This window comes from Streptomyces sp. NPDC002734 (genome assembly GCF_040295685.1).
Taxonomy (GTDB): domain Bacteria; phylum Actinomycetota; class Actinomycetes; order Streptomycetales; family Streptomycetaceae; genus Streptomyces.
On record NZ_JBEOVU010000044.1, the window covers coordinates 23,444 to 44,378 of the forward strand.

The following is a 20,935-nucleotide window of genomic DNA, read 5'->3' on the forward strand; positions in this document are numbered from 1 at the left end:
GTACCGTGGTGGATGCCGGTTCGGACCGATGCTGGTGGATGGTGGAATGTGATGCGGAAGCGGCGGAGCGACTCGACGGGCCAGGTCTTCCGGATCACCGGCGCCCGGCAGAGCCTCGCGGACGACGTACGCGGACGGCAGCGGCGCTATGTGATCTCCATGCTGGTCCGCACCCTCTCGGTGATCCTGGCCGCCACCCTGTGGAACGTCTCGCGCCCGGTGGCCGTGGTGGCGCTGGTGCTCGGCGCCCTGCTCCCCTATGTGGCGGTGGTGATCGCCAACGCGGGGCGGGAGAACACCCCCTCGCTGCCCTCGACCTTCCTCGCCGCCCCGGTCCGCCCCATGATCGCGCCGCCCCGTGCGGACGCGGTCGCGGAGCCGCGGGAGGACCCGGCCCACCGGGCCCCGCAAGGGGTCGGCGACCGCGAGTGACCGGCCGGCGCGGGCCGTCCGCCCGGCGCGGGTAGCGCCGAACAGGTCCCGCCGGAGAGGGCTCGCGTGACATACTTCTCACACGCTCCGCATCCCCCGTCGGAGTGATGGACCGACGCCGGGCAGCTCCCCCCGTGGCTGCCCGGCGTCTTCCTTTTCCCCGCTTCCCCGCACCTTCTTGTGAGACCAACCGTGAGTGACGAGACCGCCGTCTGTTCCGCCAAGGGCTGCCGCGAGGCCGCCGTGTGGGTACTGGCCTGGAACAACCCCAAGGTGCACACCCCCGAGCGCCGCAAGACCTGGGTGGCCTGCGAGGAGCACCGCGAGCACCTGTCGCAGTTCCTGGGCGTCCGCGGCTTCCTGAAGGACGTGGTCCCGCTGTCGGAGTGGGTGTCCTAGCCGCCGATCGCGGACATGGGGCGGGCCGGCTGGGCGAAGGTCGGGTCGTCGAGGCCGGAGCCGGCCTTCTTGCCCCACATCGCGGTCCGCCAGGCGCGGGCGATGTCCTCGTCGGGCGCTCCGGAGCGCAGGGCCGCGCGCAGGTCGGTCTCCTCGGTGGCGAAGAGGCAGGTGCGGACCTGTCCGTCGGCGGTGAGCCGGGTGCGGTCGCAGGCGGAGCAGAAGGGCCGGGTGACCGAGGCGATGACGCCGACCCGGTGCGGGCCGCCGTCGACCAGCCAGCGTTCGGCCGGGGCGGAGCCGCGGGCGGTGTCGCCCTCGGGGGTCAGGTCGAAGCGGGTGCGCAGCGAGGTGAGGATGTCGCCCGCGGTGACCATGCCCTCGCGCTTCCAGCCGTGCTGGGCGTCGAGCGGCATCTGCTCGATGAACCGGAGCTCGTAGTCGTTCTCCACGGCCCAGGCGAGCAGGTCGGGGGCCTCGTCCGCGTTGAGGCCGGGCATGAGGACGGCGTTGACCTTGACCGGCGTGAGGCCGGCCTCGCGGGCGGCGGCGAGTCCGGCGAGGACGTCGTGGTGCCGGTCGCGGCGGGTGAGGGTCTTGAACACCTCGGGGCGCAGCGTGTCCAGGGAGACGTTGACCCGGTCGAGCCCGGCGGCCCGCAGCGCGGGGGCGATGCGGCCGAGGCCGATGCCGTTGGTGGTGAGGGACATCTCGGGGCGCGGGTCGAGTGCGGCGACGCGCTCCACGATGCCGGGCAGGCCGGGGCGCAGCAGCGGTTCGCCGCCGGTGAAGCGGACCTCGTCGACGCCGAGGTGGGTGACCGCGATGCGGATCAGCCGGACGATCTCGTCGTCGGTGAGCAGGTCCGGCTTGGCCAGCCACTGCAGGCCTTCCTCCGGCATGCAGTAGGTGCAGCGCAGGTTGCACCGGTCGGTCAGCGAGACCCGTAGATCGGTGGCCACCCGGCCGAAGGTGTCGATGAGCTTCTCCACCAGGGCCCCTCCCTCGCAGTCGAGATCCGCGGTCGGTGTTCGCGGTCGAGATCCGCAGCCGGGTTCCCGCAGCCGGGTCCCCGCAGTCCTGAGCCTACGTGACGCGGCCGCGCCGCCCCGGCGATGGCTCGGGGCGGCGCGGCCGCGCGTGACGTCCTGCGGAGGCCGGCGGGCGCCGGCGGTGGTCAGTGCGCTCCGGTGCCGGTGAGCGAACGGACCTCCAGCTCGGCGAACTTGGCCTTGTCCGGCTCCTCCTTGGACAGGAGGGTGCCCAGCCAGCCGAGCAGGAAGCCGACCGGGATGGAGACGATGCCGGGGTTGGACAGCGGGAACCAGTGGAAGTCGACGTCCGGGAACATCGAGGTGGCCGCGCCGGAGACGACCGGCGAGAACAGCACCAGGCCGACGGCGGTGACCAGGCCGCCGTAGATCGACCACAGGGCGCCCTGGGTGGTGAACCGCTTCCAGAACAGGCTGTAGAGGATCGTCGGCAGGTTGGCGGAGGCGGCGACGGCGAAGGCCAGCGCGACCAGGCCGGCGACGTTGAGGTCGCGGGCGAGGGCGCCGAGGCCGATGGCGACGATGCCGATGAACACGGTCGACCAGCGGGCCGCCTTCATCTCCTGCTTCTCGCTGGCCTGGCCCCGCTTGATGACGTTCGCGTAGATGTCGTGGGCGAACGAGGAGGACGAGGCCAGGGTGAGGCCGGCGACCACCGCGAGGATGGTGGCGAAGGCGACCGCGGAGATCGAGGCCAGCAGGATCGCGCCCCAGGTGGAGTCGACGCCGCCCAGGTGGAGCGCGAGCAGGGGGGCCGCGGTGTTGCCCGCCGGGTTGGAGTCGGTGATCTCCTTGGGACTCATCAGCGCGGCCGCGCCGAAGCCGAGGGCCAGGGTCATCAGGTAGAAGGCGCCGATGAGCCCGATCGCCCAGAGCACGGACTTGCGGGCCGCCTGGGCGGTGGGAACCGTGTAGAAGCGGATCAGGATGTGCGGCAGGCCGGCGGTGCCGAGGACCAGCGCGATGCCGAGCGAGACGAAGTCGAGCTTGGTCATCGAGTCGATGCCGTACTTCAGGCCCGGCTCGAGGAAGGCGTCGCCCTTGCCGCTGTTCTCGGCGGCGGTGCCCAGCAGGTCGGAGATGTTGAAGTTGAACTTCAGCAGCACCAGGAAGGTCAGCAGCAGCGCGCCGAACATCAGCAGCACGGCCTTGACCATCTGCACCCAGGTGGTGCCCTTCATGCCGCCGATGGACACGTACATGATCATCAGCACGCCGACCAGGGCGACGATGCCGATCTTGCCGGCCTCGCTGGTGATGCCCAGGAGCAGCGAGACCAGCACGCCGGCGCCTGCCATCTGCGCGAGCAGGTAGAAGATCGAGACGACGATGGTCGAGACGCCCGCCGCGGTGCGGACCGGGCGCTGGCGCATCCGGTAGGCCAGCACGTCGCCCATGGTGTAGCGGCCGGAGTTGCGCAGTGGTTCGGCGACCAGGAGCAGGGCGATGAGCCAGGCGACCAGGAAGCCGATGGAGTAGAGGAAACCGTCGTAACCGGAAAGGGCGATGGCGCCGGCGATGCCCAGGAAGGACGCGGCCGACATGTAGTCGCCGGAGATGGCGAGGCCGTTCTGGAAGCCGGAGAACTGGCGGCCGCCGGCGTAGAAGTCGGCGGCGTCCTTGGTCTGGCGGCCGGCCCACACGGTGATGCCCAGGGTGGCGAGGACGAAGGCGGTGAAGAGGCTGATGATCAGTGTGCGGTGCTCGCTGGCCTCGTTGGCCGCGAGGATCACGTACTCGGTGCTCACGCGCCGCCCTCCATCCGCGTCTTGATGGCCTCGGCCTTGGGGTCGAGCTTGGCCGCGGCGGTCCGCGCGTACCACCAGGCGATGAGGAAGGTGCTGACGAACTGCAGGACGCCCAGGACGAGGGCGACGTTGATGTTGCCGATCACCTTGGTGCCCATGAAGCCGCCCGCGTAGTTCGACAGCAGGACGTACAGCAGGTACCAGGTTATGAAGGCGAGGGTGAGCGGGAAGGCGAACGACCGGTAGGACTTGCGCAGTTCGGTGAACTCGGCGCTCTGCTGGACCTCGGTGTACTCCTCGATGGACGGCTGCCGTGGTTGCGGCGTCTGGAGGGGCGGGGCGTCTGCCACGGAGTCTCCTCGTGTGCGGGTTGTGGTCATCGGATCAACAGACCGCTTGTGACGTGGATCACTGGCCAAGGTCGAGATGCTAGGGCCCCGGATCGTGATCCGACAGGGGGTCGCGGCTCTTCACCCCTTGTCCGCCACCACGGAACGGGGCGGCGCGCGGTTCAAACGGGTCGCGGATCGTCACATGGCGGCCCTGACCTGCCCGGGCGGAGCCGCCCCAACACGCGCCCTCCACCCTCGCGGGGCTCCGCATCCCGGCCGCCGAGGCCCGCTCCGGTGCGCTGTTTCACGCCATACCTCTCAGCGCAACGCGCGTCCACCAGGACGTTCGTGCCCCCTTGGCCGATTGCGCACCCACCGGAACGCCGAAAAGTCAAAGCATTTCTGACGTCCCCTTATTTGTGAATGTCACGTGAAGAAATGGTTTGCACACAGTTCTCCAACGACCCGAACACGGGCGAAAGAGGCACGACCCTTCCCGGCCATCCGCACCCGAAGATCGCTTGACGTGGTCATGTGATCACGGGTTGTCTCTGCGCCGCGAGCCGATCACTCACGGACCGTCGCTCCACGGTGACGCTCTGCAGGACTCGCGTCGACGCCCGCCGGGCTTCGAGGAAGTCTTCCTTCCACTTGTCCAGGAAAAGGAGCTCTGCACTCGTGCGGACCAAGCACAGGATCGTCGGCGTCTTCACCGCGGTCGCGGCCACCGCCGCCCTCGCGATCCCCTCGGCCGAGGCGGCCGTGACGGACAACATGTACCCCACGTCCAACTTCGCTCCGAGCTGCTACGACGGCAGCATGTCGAACGGCACGTTCTGCCAGACCGACAACGCCACCCTGACGGTCTACCGCCAGGGCACCCTCACCTCCGGCGAGAAGTCGGCGATCAGCTCGGCGCTCACCGGCTACTACGGCCCCACCGACCTGGCCGTCTCGATCAAGAGCTCGGGTGTCTACTCCGGAGACTCGGAGACCGACATCGTCTACCAGGCCGGCAGCCTTCCGGCCACCACCATCGGGCGCACGTGGTGCAACGACGCGGTCACCTCGCGCAAGTGCGACCAGCACTACGTCCGGTTCAACGACAACACCTCGTCGATCGGCGCGATCAACAAGTCCGACACCTGCCACGAGAGCGGCCACGCCGTGGGGCTGACGCACGGTCCGCAGGCCGCTCCGAAGCTCGGGCTCTACGACAACCGACTCGGCTGCATGTCCTACAACGACGTGTACGGGCTGGGCTCCAACAACGTGCAGAACATCAACGCCACCTACTAGGAAGGGCCCTTCCCTCCACCATGAGCACCCGCGTCAAACTCATCAGCGCCCTCGCCGGCGTGGCCGCCCTGGGCGCCGCCGCCTTCATCTCCCCGCTCGCCGCCGACGACAGGCCCGAGCGTCCGGACGTGATCCTGGCCCAGGGCAAGGACGGGCTGCCCAACAGCTCCCCCGTCGACTGGGTCTCCTACGGCGACCAGGTGGCGGTCGTCGACGTCACCAGCGAGGCCGAGATACCCGCCAGCGCCGAAGAGGTGACCGCAGGCGAGGGCTACATCGGCAGACGCATCACCCTGGACGTCGGCGAGACGGTCTGGTCGCGCCCCGGCGCCCCCACTCTCCCCAGCACGCTGAGCCTGGTCGTGGACGGCTGGTCCTTCCAGGGCGCGACCCGCACACCCATCGCGCTGGAGCAGAGCTCGCGTCTCGAGCCGGGACACACCTACGTGCTGTCGCTGGCCAAGCTCTCCGACGGAACCTGGTCGGCGCTCGGCTCCCAGTCCGCGCTGCCGTACGACGGTGACACCATCGGGGCCGGCGAGTACCAGGGCCAGACGGTGACCACGGCCCAGTTCGACGCGGCGGTGAAGTCCCACGACAAGCACGCCGCGAAGGACGGCGGCTACGTCGCACAGGGCGCCGAAGTGATCATGGAGTCCGTCGCCTACCTCACCGTCGGCAAGCCGGTGGACTACGTCGAGACGTTGTTGACGACCACCGATCCCAACCCGGTGGCCGAGGCCAACTTCGACCTCGACCCCATCGCGCGGTTCGAGGCCGTCGCCGGCACCGACGAGCCCGTCGAGACCTTCTGCTCGATCGCCGCTCCCCTCGCGGTCGCCTCTGCCAGCCAGTTCACCTCGAGCGAACTCGGCGGCGTCCTCGATCAGCTCGTCGCCAAGGAGAGCGGGACGGACGCCACCGACCTCGGCGTGCTGGCCGCCTTCCATTCGGGTGACGACAGCCTGGCGTCGCAGGCGGGCACCGTGCGCCCGCGGGTCGTCGCCAACATCGAGGCCCAGTGCGGAATCGAGGTCGGCGACCTGCTGCCCACCTCCACCGCTCCGGCGGAGTAGTCGCGCCGGATTCCCGCCGCTCCCGGCCCGGTCCTCCGGGCCGGGAGCGGTCGTTCCGTCTCCCGAAGCGCCGCGTGCGCAACCTCAGGAGGTCGCGTCCGACGTCGGGAGCCGCGCTCCCTCGACCGCGACCAACAGGGCGTCCTCCGGTGTCCCGCCCGCCGCCACGGCGACCTCGGGGTCCACACCCTCGACCTCGTAGACGGTCACCTTCTCCGGCTCCTCCGTCCCGTCGGCCCCGCCCGACTCGTCGCACCCGGGCAACACACCGGTGCCCAGTTCGCCGCCGACCGTGAACGCCTCGCCGTCCGCACCGGCGGAGGGCCTGTCCCTCACATCGAGGTAGGTCCGGCCCTCGTACTCCACTACGTAGGCGCACTTCCCCTCCGGAGCGCCTGCCGTGTCGGTGCCTCCGTCCTTCCCCTCCTCCGCAGCGCAGCCCGCTCCCCCGGCTACCAGGACAGCCGCGACTGCCAGACTCCTCATCCATCCGGTCCGCGCCCACGACATGGCTTCCATCGCCGCCCTCTTTCCTTCCGGTCCCGCCCGAGGCACGTCGCCTCTCCTACGGTGACGGAGCGGGTCCGGCTTTCGTTCGCACCCCCGGTCGACGCCCGTGGGACGAACTCCGCGGCGTGGGTCACGTGGTGACAGGGCGTCGCCGCGGCGAGTCGACGGCTCACGACTCATTGATGACCAGCGACGTCGGACGATAGCGTCCTTCTGCACTCCGTCATGTACCTGTCCTGGGACTCAACCGCCCGGGCGGGCCTCGATCCAAGGATGATGTGGAGACCCCATGGCGCATCTGAGCTCAAGACGCCGACTGGCCCTCGCGGTGCCGGTCGCGCTGTCGCTGACCGCGTCGCTCGGCTTCCTGCCGACCGCGGCCGTCGCCGCCCCGGCCCCCGACGCCGCCGTCACGGCCACCACGGCCGGGGAGACGCTGTCGTACGTCGTCAACACCCGGACGGAGGGCCGCACCCTGGCGTCCGTGAAGAACGCGATAGGCAAGGCCGGTGGCTCGATCGTCACGTCGTACGACAAGATCGGCGTGATCGTCGTCCACTCGGCCGACCCCTCCTTCGGCACGACCATCCGCGCCGTGCGCGGCGTGGAGAGCGCGGGCGCGACCCGCACCAAACCCTTCGTGCCCGCCGCGACCACCGACGTCGGCCAGGTCGAGCGCGCCACCGAGACGGACAAGGCCGAGCTCGCCAAGGCCTCCGCCGAGGCCGGCATGACCGAGCCGTTCGAGTCCGCCCAATGGGACCTCCCGGCGATCGGCGCCGACAAGGCCGCCAAGATCAACCCGGGCAGCCGGAACGTCACCGTGGCCGTGATCGACACCGGCGTCGACGACCTCCACCCGGACCTGGCGCCCAACTTCTCGGCCTCCCAGTCCGCGGACTGCTCCTCCGGTGTGGCCGACACCTCGCCCGGCGCCTGGCGTCCGGCGGACTCCGACCACTACCACGGCACCCACGTGGCCGGCGAGATCGCCGCCGCCCGCAACGGGATCGGCGTGGCCGGAGTCGCGCCCGGCGTGAAGGTCTCCGGCATCACCGTGGCCCAGCCGGACGAGACGCAGCTGTTCTTCACCGAGGCGATCGTCTGCGCGTTCGTCTTCGCCGCCGACACCGGCGTGGAGATCACCAACAACAGCTACTACGTCGACCCGTGGGAGTACAACTGCCCCGACGACGCCGACCAGAAGGCTCTTCTGGACGCGGTGAACCGGGCCAAGAGGTACGCCACGTCCAAGGGCACCCTGCACATCGCCTCGGCGGGCAACTCCTACAACGACCTCGACGGTGACGCCATCCTCGACGAGGGCAGCCCGGACGACGGCACCCCGGTCACGCGGACCATCGACCCGCACGTGTGCCTGGACATGCCGGCCCAGCTGGACGGCGTGGTGACCGTCTCCGCCACCGGCTACCTCGACAAGAAGTCGTACTACTCGAACTACGGCAAGGGCGTCATCGACGTCGCGGCGCCGGGCGGCGACAGCCGCTACCAGCTCCCCCCGGGCACCGACCCGAAGCGGGGCGCCATCTACTCCACGCTTCCGGGCGGCGGCTACGGCTGGGCCCAGGGCACCTCGATGGCCGCCCCGCACGCCGCGGGCGTGGCCGCGCTCATCAAGTCGACGCACCCGCGCGCCACTCCGGGCGCGCTGGCCGCGATGCTGAAGGCGCAGGCGACCAAGTTCGACTGCCCGACGTCGTACGACTACGACAGCAACGGCACCGTGGACGCGGTCTGCGTCGGCGGGCCGCGGGAGAACGGCTTCTACGGCGCGGGCATCGTCGACGCGCTGAAGGCCGTCACGAAGTAGCACCGCGGCAGCACCCTTCACCACCTCGCGTCCGCCCGGCCACCGTGCCGGGCGGACGTCTTCGTGCGGCGGGGTCCACCGCCGCCTCGGTCGCCTCGTGCCGTTCGGCGGGGGCACCGGCGTTCCGGGGTACCCGCCGTGCCGTTCGCGGCGGCGGGAGGCGGAAAGGGGTCCGCCACTTGCCGTGGTGCGCTTGCCCGGGTTCCTCCCGCCCGGTGAGGATCGTCCCGTGACGCTGACGACCCGAACCTCCGGCCCCGCCGCAGCCGGTGACGGTCCGGCACCGGGGCGCGCCGACGCCCGGCGGTCCGTCGCGCTGCTCGTCCTGGTGGCCGCGGGGGCCCTGGTCCCGCTGCTGGGCCCGTCCGCCGCGCTGCACGGCAGCGGAGAGGCCCCCGCGCCCGGCACCCCCGGGGTCGGGCTGCTGCGCGCGGTGCTGTTCGCGGCGCTGTGCGTGCCGCTGGGCGAGGTGTTCACCGGCCGCTCCGCACGACGGCTGCGGCCGGAGGGCGCGCTGCCGCGGCCCTGGTCGCCCGCCGCGGCGGCGGCCGGGTTCCTGGCCTCGCTCGGCCTGGCCTTCGTGGTCGCCGCCGGCAACCGGGTGCCGCGCGGCTGGGGGGACGTGGACCTGGGCGGGTTGCAGGGGCACCGGGAAGGGCTGCTGGCCCTGGTGGAGGTCAACGGCTTCCTGGTGGCCGGGCTGCTCGCCCTCTCCCGGCGTCCCGCCGCCCAGCTGTGGCCGCTGGGCGCGGTGGTGGTGGCGGAGGCGCTGCGGGCCCATCCCGCCTGGGACTACCACGACCCGGCGACGGGTGCCGCGCTGACGGCCGTCCACCTGGCCTGCGGCGCGCTGTGGGCGGGCGGGCTGCTGCACGTGCTGCGCGTGCTGCGGCTGTGGCGCGGCGAGACGCCCGCCGAGGCCGCCGCGCTGCTCGGCCGCTACGCCCGGGCCGCCGCCGTGCTGCTGGCCGCGGTCACCGCCACCGGCGTGACCAGCGCGCTGCGCCGGATGCCGCCGGGGACGGTGCTGGAGCAGCTGGCGACCACCGCCTACGGGCGGACGCTGCTGGCCAAGGTGGTGCTGGTGGCCGCGGTGGCCGCGCTCGCGCTGTGGGCCCGGCTGCGGCTGCGCCGGGCCCCCGACCCGCTGACGGCCTGCGTCCCGGCGCGCACCGAGGTGGCGCTGCTGGGGCTGGTGGTGGCCGCCTCGGGCCTGCTCACGGCGTTGCCGGTGCCGATCCGCTGGCAGTGACGGCCGCGGCCCCCGGCTCCACGGACTCGCGCGGCGCGCGCTGCCGCGTCAGGCCGCAGACGCCGGCGGCGAGCAGCGCCTGGGCGGCGAGGTAGGTCGCCATCACCCACAGGCCGTGCAGCGGCAGCGGACCCCAGCCGGCGATCTCGGCGGCGATCAGCGAGTCGGAGAGCAGGAACAGCGCGCCGCCCGCCGCCGCGAGGCGGCCCGCCCGCCCCGCCGACCAGGCCATCGCGGTCAGCAGGCAGCTGTAGGCGGCGACCGGGATCCGCAGGTCGGCCGGCAGCCCCGGGAGCAGCAGCACCATCAGTGCGGCCAGTCCGGCCGCGTACGCCACGGCCGTGCCGACGCTCTCCGGGCGGCTCCGGTCCGCGCCGTGGCGGCGGAAGAGGACCATGTAGACGACGTGGCCGAGGGCGAAGAAGCCCATGCCGACCAGGAAGGCGTCCCCGCCGAAGGAGAGCATCACGTCGCCGCCCCAGCCGAAGGCGAGCGCCACCAGCAGGATCCGCGGCGCGCCGGACAACGCGGCGGTGGCCGCCAGCAGCGGCATCAGCAGGGCCTTCGAGACCGTCTCGACCGTGCCGTGGCCGGTGGAGACGGTGACCAGGTTGACGGCGGAGGCGAGGAGGAAGGCAGCGGGCACGGCCTTGCGCAGCCAGGGCGCGGGGCGCCCCGTGCCGGTGGTGCTGGTCACGCGGACTCCTTCACGGCGGTGGCGGTACCGGCGGACGCGGCTCCGGCGTCCCCGGCGGCGGCGGACGCGGGCGCGGTCTCCGCAGGGGCGGCCGTCGCGGGGGCGGCCGTCGCGGGGGCGGCCGTCGCGGCCTCGACCCCGCCGGGGGCGGCGGCCGCGGTGGGCTGCGGCTGCCAGCCGGGTCCGCGGAACAGCCGTCCCGCCCGTTCGCTCCAACTACGCGCCGCTTTCAGATCTTTGGCGATGGCGACGTACTCGTGGGTGGCGACCTTGAACGGGTTGTAGGTCTCGATGTTCTTGGTCAGCCCGTACACGGGCCGCTCGGTCTCCGCCGCGAAGCTGCCGAACATCCGGTCCCAGACGATCAGGATGCCGCCGAAGTTGCGGTCGAGGTAGCCGCCCTGGGAGGCGTGGTGGACCCGGTGGTGGGACGGCGTGTTGAAGAGGAACTCGACCGGGCGGGGCAGCTTCCCGATCCGCTCGGTGTGGATCCAGAACTGGTAGACGAGGCTGACGGAGTTGAGGAAGGCCAGCGCCGCCGGGTGCACGCCGAGCGCGATCAGCGGCAGGTAGAACGGCCAGCCGGTGAGCGAGGTCCAGGGCTGCCGCAGCGCGGTGGTGAGGTTGAACTTCCGGCTGGAGTGGTGCACCACGTGGCAGGCCCACAGCAGGCGGATCACGTGGTGACCGCGGTGCGACCAGTAGTAGAAGAAGTCCTGGGCGACCAGCATCAGCAGGACCGTCCACCACAGCACGGGGATCCGCAGCGGGGTCAGCTCGTAGACCACCGTGTAGAGGGCGACGATCGGGATCTTCCACAGGAAGTCCCAGAAGAGACTGCCCAGACCCATGCCGATGCTGGTGGCGGCGTCCTTGGTCTCGTACCCCTCGGTGTCCTCGTCCGGGTGGACGCGATAGCTGACCACCTCGATCAGTGTGAGCAACAGGAAGGCCGGGATCGACCAGAGCACGACATCGGGCAGGTTCGGCATACCTGCACGGTAGGGGCGGTTCCGGACGGCGACCAGGGGTCCGGATCGACAACACTTACCGGCGGTAGGAGCCCATTTCCTGTGGGTCTCCACCAACGACGCGCCAACCACCCGCAACCACGTGCGAACGGCACTCCGCCGGCGGCCCGCGGCCTCAGACGCCCGCCGCCCCCAGCAGGGCGCCCGCGGCATAGGTGACCGCCATGGCGAGCGCCCCTCCGCCGACGTTGCGCACCATCGCGCGCCGGGGGTCCGCGGCGCCGAGGCGGGCGCTGCTGAAGCCGGTGAGCAACAGGGCGGCCAGGACGGAGGCGACGGTGACCGGCAGCCGCGCCCCGGCCGGCGGGAGCACGATGGCGAGCAGCGGGAGCAACGCGCCCACCGTGAAGGCGGCGAAGCTGGCCCAGGCCGCGTGCCAGGGGTTGGTGAGGTCGTCGGGGTCGATGCCGAGTTCGACGGCGGCGTGGGCGCGCACCGCGTCGCGCGCGGTGAGCTGGCGGGCCGCGTCCCCGGCGGTCTCCCGGCGCAGTCCGCGCTCCTCCAGCAGGCCGGTGAGCTTCTCGAGCTTGGCCTGCGGTCTCTCGCGGAGCCTTCGGCGCACCACGGCGAGCGCCGCCCGTTCGGAGTCGCGCTGGGTGGAGACCGAGACGTACTCCCCCGCCGCCATCGACATCGATCCGGCGAGCAGCCCGGCCAGGCCCGCGGTCAGCAGGGCGTCCCGGCTCTCCGTCGCGCCCGCGACCCCGACCACGAGCCCGGCGGTGGAGACGATGCCGTCGTTGGCGCCGAGGACGGCGGCGCGCAGCCAGTTGAGCCGACCGGTGAGCGCCCTCCGGCTCTGACCCTTTTCCGCCCGTTCGAGCCTTTCACCGCTTTCGCTCGCTTGGGGCTTTTCGCCGGGTTCCTGTCGTTCCGTCACATCGGGAGGATCGCACCGGACATCCGTCCGGTGGGGTATCGACGCTCCCCGGGGGACGGAGGTGTCGGCCCCGGCGCTTATCCTCGTTGACCATGCTCGAAGACCGCACGCCCGAAGCGTCCACCGCTCCATGGCCGGCCGCGTATCCACAGGGGTACGCGGTCGTCGACGTGGAGACCACCGGGCTGGCCCGTGACGACCGCATCATCTCCGCGGCCGTGTACCGGCTGGACGCCCGCGGCGAGGTGGAGGACCACTGGTACACGCTGGTCGATCCGGAGCGCGACCCCGGTCCGGTGTGGATCCACGGGCTGACCGCTGACGCCCTGGAGGGCGCGCCGCTCTTCACGGAGGTGGCCGAGGAGTTCGCCTCCCGGCTGGCCGGCCGGGTGCTGGTCGCCCACAACGCCGTCTTCGACTGGCAGATGATCTCCCGCGAGTACGCCCGGGCGGGGCGCGAGGCCCCGGTGCGGCAGCGGCTGTGCACCATCGCGCTCTCCAAGGCGCTGGCGCTGCCGCTGGCCAACCACAAACTGGAGTCGCTGGCCGCGCACTTCGGCGTGGTCCAGCGGCGTGCCCACCACGCGCTGGACGACGCGCGGGTGCTGGCCGAGGCCTTCCGCCCGAGCCTGCGGGCCGCGGCGGCCGCGGGTCTGCGGCTGCCGCTCCTGGAGTGCCGGCCGCTCACCGAGTGGAGCGACGGCCCGTCCCCGCGGATCGGCCGGCAGCCGGGCGGGCGCGGCGGCTACGGGGCCGGTCCGGGCGGCGGGGCGGGCGTCGGCGGCTACCGGCCCACGGCGTGGAACCGTACGAAGAAGCGTCCGCCGTGCCCCCACCCCAACCCCGGGCGGTACCTGCCGGGCGGGCGGCTCAAGCAGGGCATGCGGGTGGCGTTCTCCGGCGACACCTCGGTGGAGCGCGAACTGCTGGAGGACCGGGCCACCGAGGCCGGGCTCCACGTGGCGGGCAGCATCTCGCGGCTGACCAGCCTGCTGGTGACCAACGACCCCGACTCGGGCACCTCCAAGACGGTCAAGGCCCGCCAGTTCGGCACGCCCGTGGTGGACGAGGCCGCCTTCGGCCAGCTGCTGGGGGATGTCGAACCGGCGGACGGGTGATTCCCCGGACGGCACGCGGTCCGGCTGCCGGACCCGGCGGCCCGCACGGCTCACGCTGTGGCGCATGGCACGTTGTGAGGTCTGCGGAAACGAATACGGCATGACGTTCGAGGTGCACGCACAGGGCGCCGTCCACGTCTTCGACTGCTTCGCCTGTGCGATCCACCGGATGGCCCCGATCTGCGAGCACTGCCGGGTGCAGGTCATCGGCCAGGGCGTGGAGGCCGACGGCAAGTGGTACTGCGGCGCCCACTGCGCCAGGGCGGACGGCAAGGTGGGCATCATCGACCGGGTGTGAGCGGGGCGGGGCGGCCGGGCGGGGTCCTCCGGGCGCCGGGGCCGGGGGCGGGCCGGGACGCGGCAATTGTTACCGTCGTCCTGTGTACCGCTTCCTGTTGACCCGGCAGTGGGTGATCGTCACCCTGGTCGCCCTCGCGCTCATCCCCACGATGATCGAGCTGGGCTTCTGGCAGTGGCACCGTCACTTCGACCGGGTCGCCTCCAACCAGCGCATCGCGCAGGCGCTGGACGCCGATCCGGTGCCGGTCGCGTCGCTGACGCGGCCCGGCGCGCAGGTCGACCGCGACCTCTACTACCGGCGCGTGAGCGCCCGCGGGGTCTTCGAGACGGACCGCGAGGTGGTGGTGCGCCGCCGCACCAACGCGGACGACCGGGTCGGCTACCACGTGCTGACCCCGCTGCGGATGGACGACGGACGCTACCTGCTGGTCAACCGCGGCTGGGTGCCGGCCGACGGCCGGCAGACGGAGTTCCCCGAGATTCCCGCCCCGCCGCGCGGCGAGGTGACGGTCACCGGTCGGCTGATGGCCGACCAGACCACCGCCGAGAGCGGCATCAAGAACCTCGCCGACCTGCCCGACCGGCAGGTCATGCTGATCAACAGCGAGCAGGAGGCCGAGCGGCTGGGCGCCGAGGTCCTCGGCGGGTACGTCGAGCTGGTCTCCCCCGCCCCCGCCGACGGCAGCCCCGAGCCGGTCTCCGGTCCCGACCACGACTCCATCGGCAACCACATGGCCTACGCGATCCAGTGGTGGCTGTTCACCGCCGGCGTGCCGGTCGGCTGGGTGGTGCTGGTCCGGCGCGAGCTGCGGGAGCGCCGCGAGGAGGAGGCCGGGAAGGGGTCCGGCGGGGACGTCGACGGGAACGGCGGGGACGGCGACGGGTCCGGCGGCGAGGACGCCACGGAGGGGACGCCGACCCCGGCCACCGCCTGACGGCGGCGCCGGGTGCAGGATGGTGGGCATGGATCTTGGACTGAAGGATCGTGTCTACGTCGTCACCGGCGGCTCCCGCGGCCTGGGCAACGCCACCGCGCGGGAACTGGTCGCCGACGGCGCGAAGGTGGTCGTCTCCGGCCGTGACGAGGCCTCCGTCGCCGCGGCCGTCGCGGAGCTGGGCGCGAACGCCGTGGGCGTGGCTGCCGACAACGGCGACCCCGCCACCCCCGAGCGGCTGATCGCGGCGGCGCGTGAGCGCTTCGGCCGGTTCGACGGCGTGCTGATCAGTGTGGGCGGGCCGCCGGCCGGGATGGCCGCGGACAACACCGACGAGCAGTGGCTGGGCGCGTTCGAGACGGTGTTCCTGGGCGCGGTGCGGATGGCCAGGGCCGCCGCGGCGGAGCTCGGCGCGGGCGGCGTGATCGGCTTCGTGCTGTCCGCCTCGGTGCACGAGCCGATCGGTGGGCTGACCATCTCCAACGGGCTGCGGCCGGGCCTGGCCGGCTTCGCCAAGTCCCTCGCCGACGAGCTCGGTCCGCGCGGTGTCCGCGTGGTGGGCGTGCTGCCGTCGCGGATCGACACGGACCGGGTGCGGGAGCTGGACGCGCTGTCCGCCGATCCGGCGGCGACGCGGGCGGCCAACGAGTCGCGCATCCCGCTGGGCCGGTACGGGACCCCGGAGGAGTTCGGCCGGGTGGCCGCCTTCCTCCTCTCGCCGGCCGCGTCCTACCTGACCGGGATCATGCTCCCGGTGGACGGCGGCGTCCGCCGCGGCTTCTGACCACCCGAAGGGGCCCCGGGCATGCCGCCCGGGGCCCCTTCGCCGCGTCCGCCCCGTTCCCACGCTGCCGGGCGGCCGCACTCCCGCGGCGTACGGTCCGACGGTCCGACGGCCGGCCGGCCGAGCGATCGGCGGGCGGCGGCAGGCGGGCAGCCGGGCAGCCGGACGGTAGCGGTCGGCATTCGGTACGGCGGCGGTGGTCAGGAGACGCGTTCGGCGCGGTGGGCGTGGGCGCGCATGCGGATCTCGGAGGGCAGCGAGGTCGTGCCCACCGCGGCGCGGGCGTGGGCCAGCGTCTCGTGGGTGAGGCGGTCCAGCGTCAGGCCCGGGTCCGCGTCCGGCTCCAGCCGGACCCGCATCCGCACCCGCGGCGTCCGCCGCCGTCCGGTGAGCCGTACCCGCACCCGCTCGACGCCGTCCAGGTCGGCCGCCTCGGAGGCGACCGAGCCCTCCAGCGCCCGCGCCCGCAGCGCCGCGCCCTCGTCGTCGCCCGTGTCGACGTTCACCACCGACAGCCGGTGCCGCTGCACGGAGCGGGTCAGCCACCACAGGGCCAGCACGACCAGCACCGCGAGCACCGCGAAGACCACCGGCCACCACCAGCCCTGGTCCCGCCACTTGGTCCGCTCCGCCGTGGTGAGCAGGACGTCGTGCCGGTCGCGGTGGATCCACCAGCTCGGCGACGGCGCGCCCAGTCCGATCGCCAGGACCGAGCCGCCCAGCACCAGCAGCACCAGGCCGATCAGTCCCAGCAGCACCCGGTTGACGCTACGCAGCACCCCGTTCACCCCTTCTTCCGTTCGGGTCGGCGTACCCGCACCGCGAGGGACGGCGGCCGCGACAGGCCGAGCCCGCGCACCGCCTCCTCCAGCCGCGCACGGAGGTCGGCGCCCACCTCTTCGAGCTCCCTGAAGTGCGCTACCGCGCGCACGTCGGCCTTCCTGCGGCCGACCTTGACCCGGGCCGACTGCACCCCGGGCACCTCCATGGCCCGGTCCCTGAGGACCATGGAGGCGGCCTTGCGGTCCAGGCCGGCGCGGATCTCCGGGTTGGTGCGCCGCATGGGCAGGATGCCCCTCACGCCGGGGGTGAGGGCCAGGATCAGCAGCCAGAGCCCGAGGGCGGCCGCCACCCCGGCCCCGACCAGCACCCACACGTCGTCCAGCGGCCGCTGGGACAGCTCCCGGGCCAGGCTGCGGCGGGCCGCCGTCGCGGAGCGTCCGGCGCGGACCGCCGCCAGGTCGGACAGGAGCAGGACCGAGGCGGCCAGCAGCACCAGCGCGGCCACGGCGGAGGGCCGGCGCCGCGTGGACCAGAACCGTCCGGTGGCGCCCGGTTCGACCACCGTGGCCCCGGTGTCCGGGGCCTGCGGCGGCTGCTGGGGCGGCTGTTCGTCCGTAGTCGTGTCGCTCATCGCAGTTCTCCCCGGACGGCGTGCAGGCGTTCCACGTGCACCACGACCTCCAGGACCTTCAGTCCGGCCAGCTCCGCCACCCGCTCGGTGACGCGGCGGCGCACGGCGCGGCACTGACCGGCGATGTCGGAGGGGTAGGCGAGTTCGAGGCTGACGTTGACCCGCACCGTTCCGGCGTCCTGGTGCAGGTTGACGGTGGCGTAGGGCGGCACCGCGTCGGCGGGCAGGAAGTCCAGCGCCTCACGGGCGCCCTGGGCGGAGATCCGCGCCACCACGCGGTCGGCGAGTCGGGTCTCGCCCCGCTCGCCGGCGGGTACGGAGGCCGGGCCGCCGCCCGGAGCGTTCTCCGGGCGGCGGGCGGCCGTGGTCGTCGCGGGCACCGTCACCCCCGCCGGTCGCCGCGGGGACGGAACAGGTCGCCGACGTCCAGGTCTCCCTCCAGGAACCTGCCCACCAGGAAGCCGACGGCGCCCAGCGCCGCCACCAGCAGGAAGGCCCCGAAGCCGCCGAAGTACCCGGCGAAGCCCAGCGCCATCCCGGCGATCATGCCGATCACGGCCATGTTCATCGTGCGCTCCTCATCGTGCGCCTCACGTGCGCCTCACGATCCTGTGCCTCGTCGCGTCGGGAGTGGTCCCGGCGGGCCGGGCCCCGGTGGACCCGGTCACTGGATCCTGGGCTCCGGCGCGGATTCGTCCTCCTCGTCGGGGAGCTTCACGTCGCTCACCGCGATGTTGACCTCGACCACCTGAAGGCCGGTCATCCGCTCGACGGCGGCGACCACGTTCTCCCGGACGTCGCGGGCGACGTCGGAGATGGAGACGCCGTAGTCCACGACGATCTCCAGGTCGAGCGCGGTCTGCACCTCGCCGACCTCGGCCTTCACGCCGCGGGAGACGGACTTCTGGCTGCCTCCGCCGGGAACGCGCTCGCGCATCGCGCCGAAGGCCCGGGAAGTGCCGCTGCCCATCGCGTGCACGCCCATCACGTCGCGGGCCGCCAGACCGGCGATCTTCTCGACCACTCCGTCGGCGATCGTGGTGCGGCCACGGGTGCCCGCGGCGCCGGTGGCGTTCGTCGTCTCGCTCATAGCCGTACGTCCTTTCGGTCGTCCTCCTGCGACCACGCTAAGTGGCGTTGGCGTGACTCGCCGTGTGGATACGGCAAGGTGGAGGAATGACCTCCCATGCGAGAAGGACCTCTCAGGAGCTGGCCGGGACGCTCCGGCGCCGGACCGGGCTCGGCAGGCCGCTGCCGCTGGGCGGGCCTCACGACGGCCTGTGGATCGCCGCGCGCCCGGCCGGGGCCGCACTGCGGCAGGCGGCGCGCCAGGTGCCGGGGATCCGCCTGCGGAACCTGCGGATCGACCCTGCCGACGGCGCGGCGCAGCGCCCGGCCCCGCCCGCGCCCGAGGCCGCGGCGGCGCCCGGTCCGCTGCGGGTGGCGGCGGCCTTCGCCGCGGAGGGCGGCGAGCCGGTGACCGAGGCCGCGCGGCGGCTGCGGGAGGCGGTCTCGGCGGCCGCCGAGGAGCTGGGGCTGCTGGTCGGGACGGTCGACGTGGAGGTGACGGATCTTCTCGTCGACGGGGAGGGCCGTTCGGGTGACGCGGAGTTCGAGGAGGACGAGGACGAGCTCTCCTACCCGCCCGGCCCGGCCCGTCCGGCCGGGGACCACCACGCGCCGATCGGCGGCGACGAGGCGCTCGTCGACGCGGCGGTGCGGGCGGTGCCGGGCGTGCTGGAGCCGCGTGGGATGCCGGTGGTGCCCGGCGGCCCGGTGCGGCGCGGCCTGCACCTGTCCGAGGAGGCGGGGACCGGGCGGCGCCTGGTCCGGGTGGACGTGGCGGTGAGCCGGGCGCGGCGGCCGCTGGACGTGGCGCTGGACGTGCGCGGGGCGGTGACGAGCGTGCTGCCGCAGGCCGCGGTCGCGGTGCTGGTCACCGCGGTGGAGTAAGCAGGCGGGGGCGGCCGGGGGCAGGCGGCAGGCGGCAGGCGGCAGGCGGCAGGCGGCAGGCGGCAGGCGGCAGGCGGCAGGGGAACGCCCGAGGGCCCGGCGGAGAGCGTGTCTCCGCCGGGCCCTCGGGCGATTTGCCGTGCGCCGCCGTGCCCGACCGGGAAGGTCAGGCGACGATCAGGTAGATGCCGAACGCCACCGCCGCCGCGCAGCCGGCGAAGCTGAGGTAGGCGCCGGTGACCGCGAGGGGGGCCGTGCCCCCGGTGCGGGCCGCCTTCTCCTTCTGGGAGAGGCCGGCGATGCCGAGGGTGAACAGGCCCACCAGGACCACGGTGGCCACGAGGCTGACCCCGAAGACGGAGCCGAGAGCCGCCCAGTCGATGTTCATGCTGCTTCTCTTCCTGGTTCGCTGGGGAGTGCGCCGGAGGTCGTCAGACCTTGGCGGGCGAGGTCGCGTGCTTCTCGTCGAGGCCGAGGGCGGGGCCGGTGGCCTGGACGGGCATCACACGGCCGAGTTCCTCCTCGACCGCGAGGGTCGGGGGCACGCCGACCGCGGCGACGGCGTCGGCGACGACCCCGTCCTCCTCGACCTGGTTCACGTTGGTGTGGTCGACGACCTCGCGGCGGGAGAGCAGCCAGATGCCGAGGCTGGAGCCGACCAGGAAGACGGCCACCACGACGGTGCCCCAGGTGCCCTGCTGGGTGACGTACTCGGCGCCCGCGGCGACCAGCGCGGCGGCCGGCAGGGTGAGCAGCCAGGCGACCAGCATCCGGCCGGCGGTGGACCAGCGGACCACGCCGCCCTTGCGGCCGAGTCCGGCGCCCATCACGGCGCCCGAGACGGAGTGCGTGGTGGAGAGCGAGAAGCCCAGGTGGGAGGAGGCCAGGATGACCGTGGCGGCGGAGGTCTGGGCCGCGAAGCCCTGCTGCGGCTGGAGGTCCGTCAGGCCCTTGCCCATCGTGCGGATGATGCGCCAGCCGCCGAGGTAGGTGCCGAGCGCGATGGCCATGCCCGCGGAGGCGATGACCCACACCGGCGGGTCGGAGTCCGGGACGAGCACGCCGCCGGTGACCAGGGCCAGGGTGATGACACCCATGGTCTTCTGGGCGTCGTTGGTGCCGTGGGCGAGGGAGACCAGGGCCGCGGAGGCGATCTGGCCGGCGCGGTAGCCCTTCTTGGCGGTCCGCTCCTCGGTCTTCGAGCCGAGCTTGTAGGTCATCCGCGTGCCGACGGTGGCGGCGATGCCGGCCACCACCGGGGCGGCGAGAGCCGGGATCAGCACGTTGGTGACCAGCGTGCCGCCGTTGACCGCGCCGAAGCCGGCGGAGGCGACGGTGGCGCCCAGCAGACCGCCCATGAGGGCGTGCGAGGAGCTGGACGGCAGACCGACCAGCCAGGTCACCAGGTTCCAGAGGATGGCGCCCACCAGGGCCGCGAAGATCACCTCGGGCTGGATCCCCGACTCGTCGACGAGTCCCTTGGAGATCGTGTTGGCGACCTCCACGGAGAGGAAAGCACCCACAAGGTTCAGCGCGGCGGACATCGCCACGGCGATCTTCGGCTTCATCGCGCCGGTGGAGATCGTGGTGGCCATGGCGTTGGCGGTGTCGTGGAAACCGTTCGTGAAATCGAACGCGAGAGCGGTGATCACCACAATCGCGAGGATCAGCGAGAAGCTTTCCATTTACCCAGGCAATCGTTCGACGTCGTTGGCGATTCGAACGTAGGTAACCAGGGTGAACGGAAGGTGAACTGACGCCCTACGCGCGGTTTACGCTCACCCATGCGGGCCCCACGGGGGTCCCGGACCGCCTGCCCGCGAGGTCGGCCGAAGGTGTCGACGTGTCGATACGGCCCAACGGCCGCAAGGCTTCCGCCTCTCCCGGGCACC

Annotated in this window: 25 protein-coding genes; 11 read left to right on the plus strand and 14 right to left on the minus strand. The window is 72.8% G+C overall.

What is annotated here, in order from left to right:
• The first annotated feature begins 51 nt into the window (after nucleotides 1-51).
• On the plus strand, nucleotides 52-432 hold the full coding sequence (locus ABT026_RS29005; RefSeq protein WP_351118147.1) for a DUF3099 domain-containing protein: 381 nt from the start codon (nucleotides 52-54) through the stop codon (nucleotides 430-432).
• Between the two features lie 192 nt (nucleotides 433-624).
• Nucleotides 625-831: a hypothetical protein gene (locus ABT026_RS29010; RefSeq protein ID WP_351118148.1), complete on the plus strand. Its 207-nt coding sequence runs from the start codon at nucleotides 625-627 to the stop codon at nucleotides 829-831.
• Here the strand turns inward: ABT026_RS29010 and moaA are convergent.
• From moaA to ABT026_RS29025, 3 genes are all read right to left on the minus strand, one after another.
• Nucleotides 828-1,823: a GTP 3',8-cyclase MoaA gene (gene moaA, locus ABT026_RS29015; protein WP_351118149.1), complete on the minus strand. Its 996-nt coding sequence runs from the start codon at nucleotides 1,821-1,823 to the stop codon at nucleotides 828-830. The genes ABT026_RS29010 and moaA overlap by 4 nt on opposite strands.
• 185 nt (nucleotides 1,824-2,008) lie before the next feature.
• Complete coding sequence (locus ABT026_RS29020; protein WP_351118150.1) at nucleotides 2,009-3,631, minus strand: monocarboxylic acid transporter; 1,623 nt, start codon at nucleotides 3,629-3,631, stop codon at nucleotides 2,009-2,011.
• A complete protein-coding gene (locus ABT026_RS29025) occupies nucleotides 3,628-4,011 on the minus strand; it encodes a DUF485 domain-containing protein (protein ID WP_351118151.1) in 384 nt (127 codons plus the stop codon). The genes ABT026_RS29020 and ABT026_RS29025 overlap by 4 nt, the downstream gene beginning before the upstream one ends.
• A gap of 630 nt (nucleotides 4,012-4,641) precedes the next feature.
• Here ABT026_RS29025 and ABT026_RS29030 point away from each other — a divergent pair.
• Both ABT026_RS29030 and ABT026_RS29035 read left to right on the plus strand, forming a co-directional pair.
• Nucleotides 4,642-5,262, plus strand: coding sequence for a hypothetical protein (locus ABT026_RS29030; protein ID WP_351118152.1), 621 nt, complete (start codon nucleotides 4,642-4,644; stop codon nucleotides 5,260-5,262).
• A gap of 20 nt (nucleotides 5,263-5,282) precedes the next feature.
• Entirely contained in the window at nucleotides 5,283-6,338 is a 1,056-nt protein-coding gene (locus ABT026_RS29035; RefSeq protein ID WP_351118153.1) for a hypothetical protein, read from the plus strand.
• A gap of 84 nt (nucleotides 6,339-6,422) precedes the next feature.
• Here ABT026_RS29035 and ABT026_RS29040 read toward each other — a convergent pair whose 3' ends face one another.
• Entirely contained in the window at nucleotides 6,423-6,857 is a 435-nt protein-coding gene (locus ABT026_RS29040) for a DUF6281 family protein (RefSeq protein ID WP_351118154.1), read from the minus strand.
• Between the two features lie 280 nt (nucleotides 6,858-7,137).
• On the opposite strand from ABT026_RS29040, the gene ABT026_RS29045 reads away from it, so the two are divergent.
• Together ABT026_RS29045 and ABT026_RS29050 are read left to right on the plus strand one after the other, a co-directional pair.
• Nucleotides 7,138-8,679 carry a S8 family serine peptidase gene (locus ABT026_RS29045; protein WP_351118155.1) on the plus strand — a complete coding sequence of 514 codons (1,542 nt, stop codon included), beginning with the start codon at nucleotides 7,138-7,140 and terminating at the stop codon, nucleotides 8,677-8,679.
• Between the two features lie 229 nt (nucleotides 8,680-8,908).
• The gene (locus ABT026_RS29050; protein WP_502968075.1) at nucleotides 8,909-9,931 is read left to right on the plus strand and encodes a CopD family protein; all 1,023 of its coding nucleotides are present in this window, start codon (nucleotides 8,909-8,911) and stop codon (nucleotides 9,929-9,931) included.
• Here ABT026_RS29050 and ABT026_RS29055 read toward each other — a convergent pair.
• From ABT026_RS29055 to ABT026_RS29065, 3 genes are all read right to left on the minus strand, one after another.
• Nucleotides 9,897-10,628 (minus strand): lysoplasmalogenase, encoded by a 732-nt coding sequence (locus tag ABT026_RS29055; RefSeq protein ID WP_351118156.1) that lies wholly within the window; start codon nucleotides 10,626-10,628, stop codon nucleotides 9,897-9,899. The two genes, ABT026_RS29050 and ABT026_RS29055, sit on opposite strands and share 35 nt — an antisense overlap.
• Complete coding sequence (locus ABT026_RS29060; protein ID WP_351118157.1) at nucleotides 10,625-11,620, minus strand: sterol desaturase family protein; 996 nt, start codon at nucleotides 11,618-11,620, stop codon at nucleotides 10,625-10,627. Before ABT026_RS29060 ends, ABT026_RS29055 begins: the two co-directional genes overlap by 4 nt.
• A 154-nt stretch (nucleotides 11,621-11,774) precedes the next feature.
• On the minus strand, nucleotides 11,775-12,425 hold the full coding sequence (locus ABT026_RS29065) for a VIT1/CCC1 transporter family protein (RefSeq protein ID WP_351118180.1): 651 nt from the start codon (nucleotides 12,423-12,425) through the stop codon (nucleotides 11,775-11,777).
• 206 nt (nucleotides 12,426-12,631) lie between these two features.
• On the opposite strand from ABT026_RS29065, the gene ABT026_RS29070 reads away from it, so the two are divergent.
• From ABT026_RS29070 to ABT026_RS29085, 4 genes are all read left to right on the plus strand, one after another.
• Nucleotides 12,632-13,657, plus strand: coding sequence for a DEDDh family exonuclease (locus ABT026_RS29070; protein WP_351118158.1), 1,026 nt, complete (start codon nucleotides 12,632-12,634; stop codon nucleotides 13,655-13,657).
• A 64-nt stretch (nucleotides 13,658-13,721) separates the two neighbouring features.
• A complete protein-coding gene (locus tag ABT026_RS29075; protein WP_351118159.1) occupies nucleotides 13,722-13,955 on the plus strand; it encodes a metallothionein in 234 nt (77 codons plus the stop codon).
• Nucleotides 13,956-14,037: 82 nt separating this feature from the next.
• Nucleotides 14,038-14,892 (plus strand): SURF1 family cytochrome oxidase biogenesis protein, encoded by an 855-nt coding sequence (locus ABT026_RS29080; RefSeq protein WP_351118160.1) that lies wholly within the window; start codon nucleotides 14,038-14,040, stop codon nucleotides 14,890-14,892.
• Between the two features lie 28 nt (nucleotides 14,893-14,920).
• Nucleotides 14,921-15,676 (plus strand): SDR family oxidoreductase, encoded by a 756-nt coding sequence (locus ABT026_RS29085; RefSeq protein ID WP_351118161.1) that lies wholly within the window; start codon nucleotides 14,921-14,923, stop codon nucleotides 15,674-15,676.
• Nucleotides 15,677-15,876: 200 nt separating this feature from the next.
• Here ABT026_RS29085 and amaP read toward each other — a convergent pair whose 3' ends face one another.
• From amaP to ABT026_RS29110, 5 genes are all read right to left on the minus strand, one after another.
• Nucleotides 15,877-16,464 carry an alkaline shock response membrane anchor protein AmaP gene (gene amaP, locus ABT026_RS29090; protein ID WP_351118162.1) on the minus strand — a complete coding sequence of 196 codons (588 nt, stop codon included), beginning with the start codon at nucleotides 16,462-16,464 and terminating at the stop codon, nucleotides 15,877-15,879.
• The gene (locus ABT026_RS29095) at nucleotides 16,461-17,090 is read right to left on the minus strand and encodes a DUF6286 domain-containing protein (protein ID WP_351118163.1); all 630 of its coding nucleotides are present in this window, start codon (nucleotides 17,088-17,090) and stop codon (nucleotides 16,461-16,463) included. The genes amaP and ABT026_RS29095 overlap by 4 nt, the downstream gene beginning before the upstream one ends.
• Nucleotides 17,087-17,470: an Asp23/Gls24 family envelope stress response protein gene (locus tag ABT026_RS29100; RefSeq protein ID WP_351118164.1), complete on the minus strand. Its 384-nt coding sequence runs from the start codon at nucleotides 17,468-17,470 to the stop codon at nucleotides 17,087-17,089. Before ABT026_RS29100 ends, ABT026_RS29095 begins: the two co-directional genes overlap by 4 nt.
• Before the next feature lie 2 nt (nucleotides 17,471-17,472).
• Nucleotides 17,473-17,658 carry a hypothetical protein gene (locus ABT026_RS29105; protein ID WP_108954004.1) on the minus strand — a complete coding sequence of 62 codons (186 nt, stop codon included), beginning with the start codon at nucleotides 17,656-17,658 and terminating at the stop codon, nucleotides 17,473-17,475.
• A gap of 96 nt (nucleotides 17,659-17,754) precedes the next feature.
• Entirely contained in the window at nucleotides 17,755-18,180 is a 426-nt protein-coding gene (locus ABT026_RS29110; RefSeq protein ID WP_351118165.1) for an Asp23/Gls24 family envelope stress response protein, read from the minus strand.
• Nucleotides 18,181-18,266: 86 nt separating this feature from the next.
• On the opposite strand from ABT026_RS29110, the gene ABT026_RS29115 reads away from it, so the two are divergent.
• Entirely contained in the window at nucleotides 18,267-19,043 is a 777-nt protein-coding gene (locus ABT026_RS29115; RefSeq protein WP_351118166.1) for a nucleopolyhedrovirus P10 family protein, read from the plus strand.
• A gap of 166 nt (nucleotides 19,044-19,209) precedes the next feature.
• Here the strand turns inward: ABT026_RS29115 and ABT026_RS29120 are convergent, their stop codons facing one another.
• A complete protein-coding gene (locus tag ABT026_RS29120) occupies nucleotides 19,210-19,431 on the minus strand; it encodes a hypothetical protein (protein ID WP_351118167.1) in 222 nt (73 codons plus the stop codon).
• 43 nt (nucleotides 19,432-19,474) lie between these two features.
• Nucleotides 19,475-20,728 carry an inorganic phosphate transporter gene (locus tag ABT026_RS29125; RefSeq protein ID WP_351118168.1) on the minus strand — a complete coding sequence of 418 codons (1,254 nt, stop codon included), beginning with the start codon at nucleotides 20,726-20,728 and terminating at the stop codon, nucleotides 19,475-19,477.
• Nucleotides 20,729-20,935: the final 207 nt, after the last annotated feature.

Bases quoted from the DNA above. Each gene is read 5' to 3' on its own strand.
- ABT026_RS29070 (WP_351118158.1), top strand. From the start codon at position 12,632: ATGCTCGAAGACCGCACGCCCGAAGCGTCCACCGCTCCATGGCCGGCC.
- ABT026_RS29005 (WP_351118147.1), top strand. From the start codon at position 52: ATGCGGAAGCGGCGGAGCGACTCGACGGGCCAGGTCTTCCGGATCACC.
- ABT026_RS29105 (WP_108954004.1), bottom strand. From the start codon at position 17,658: ATGAACATGGCCGTGATCGGCATGATCGCCGGGATGGCGCTGGGCTTC.
- ABT026_RS29125 (WP_351118168.1), bottom strand. From the start codon at position 20,728: ATGGAAAGCTTCTCGCTGATCCTCGCGATTGTGGTGATCACCGCTCTC.
- ABT026_RS29095 (WP_351118163.1), bottom strand. From the start codon at position 17,090: ATGAGCGACACGACTACGGACGAACAGCCGCCCCAGCAGCCGCCGCAG.
- ABT026_RS29035 (WP_351118153.1), top strand. From the start codon at position 5,283: ATGAGCACCCGCGTCAAACTCATCAGCGCCCTCGCCGGCGTGGCCGCC.
- ABT026_RS29120 (WP_351118167.1), bottom strand. From the start codon at position 19,431: ATGAACATCGACTGGGCGGCTCTCGGCTCCGTCTTCGGGGTCAGCCTC.
- ABT026_RS29075 (WP_351118159.1), top strand. From the start codon at position 13,722: ATGGCACGTTGTGAGGTCTGCGGAAACGAATACGGCATGACGTTCGAG.
- ABT026_RS29045 (WP_351118155.1), top strand. From the start codon at position 7,138: ATGGCGCATCTGAGCTCAAGACGCCGACTGGCCCTCGCGGTGCCGGTC.
- ABT026_RS29025 (WP_351118151.1), bottom strand. From the start codon at position 4,011: ATGACCACAACCCGCACACGAGGAGACTCCGTGGCAGACGCCCCGCCC.
- ABT026_RS29060 (WP_351118157.1), bottom strand. From the start codon at position 11,620: ATGCCGAACCTGCCCGATGTCGTGCTCTGGTCGATCCCGGCCTTCCTG.
- ABT026_RS29110 (WP_351118165.1), bottom strand. From the start codon at position 18,180: ATGAGCGAGACGACGAACGCCACCGGCGCCGCGGGCACCCGTGGCCGC.
- ABT026_RS29115 (WP_351118166.1), top strand. From the start codon at position 18,267: ATGACCTCCCATGCGAGAAGGACCTCTCAGGAGCTGGCCGGGACGCTC.
- ABT026_RS29040 (WP_351118154.1), bottom strand. From the start codon at position 6,857: ATGGAAGCCATGTCGTGGGCGCGGACCGGATGGATGAGGAGTCTGGCA.
- ABT026_RS29085 (WP_351118161.1), top strand. From the start codon at position 14,921: ATGGATCTTGGACTGAAGGATCGTGTCTACGTCGTCACCGGCGGCTCC.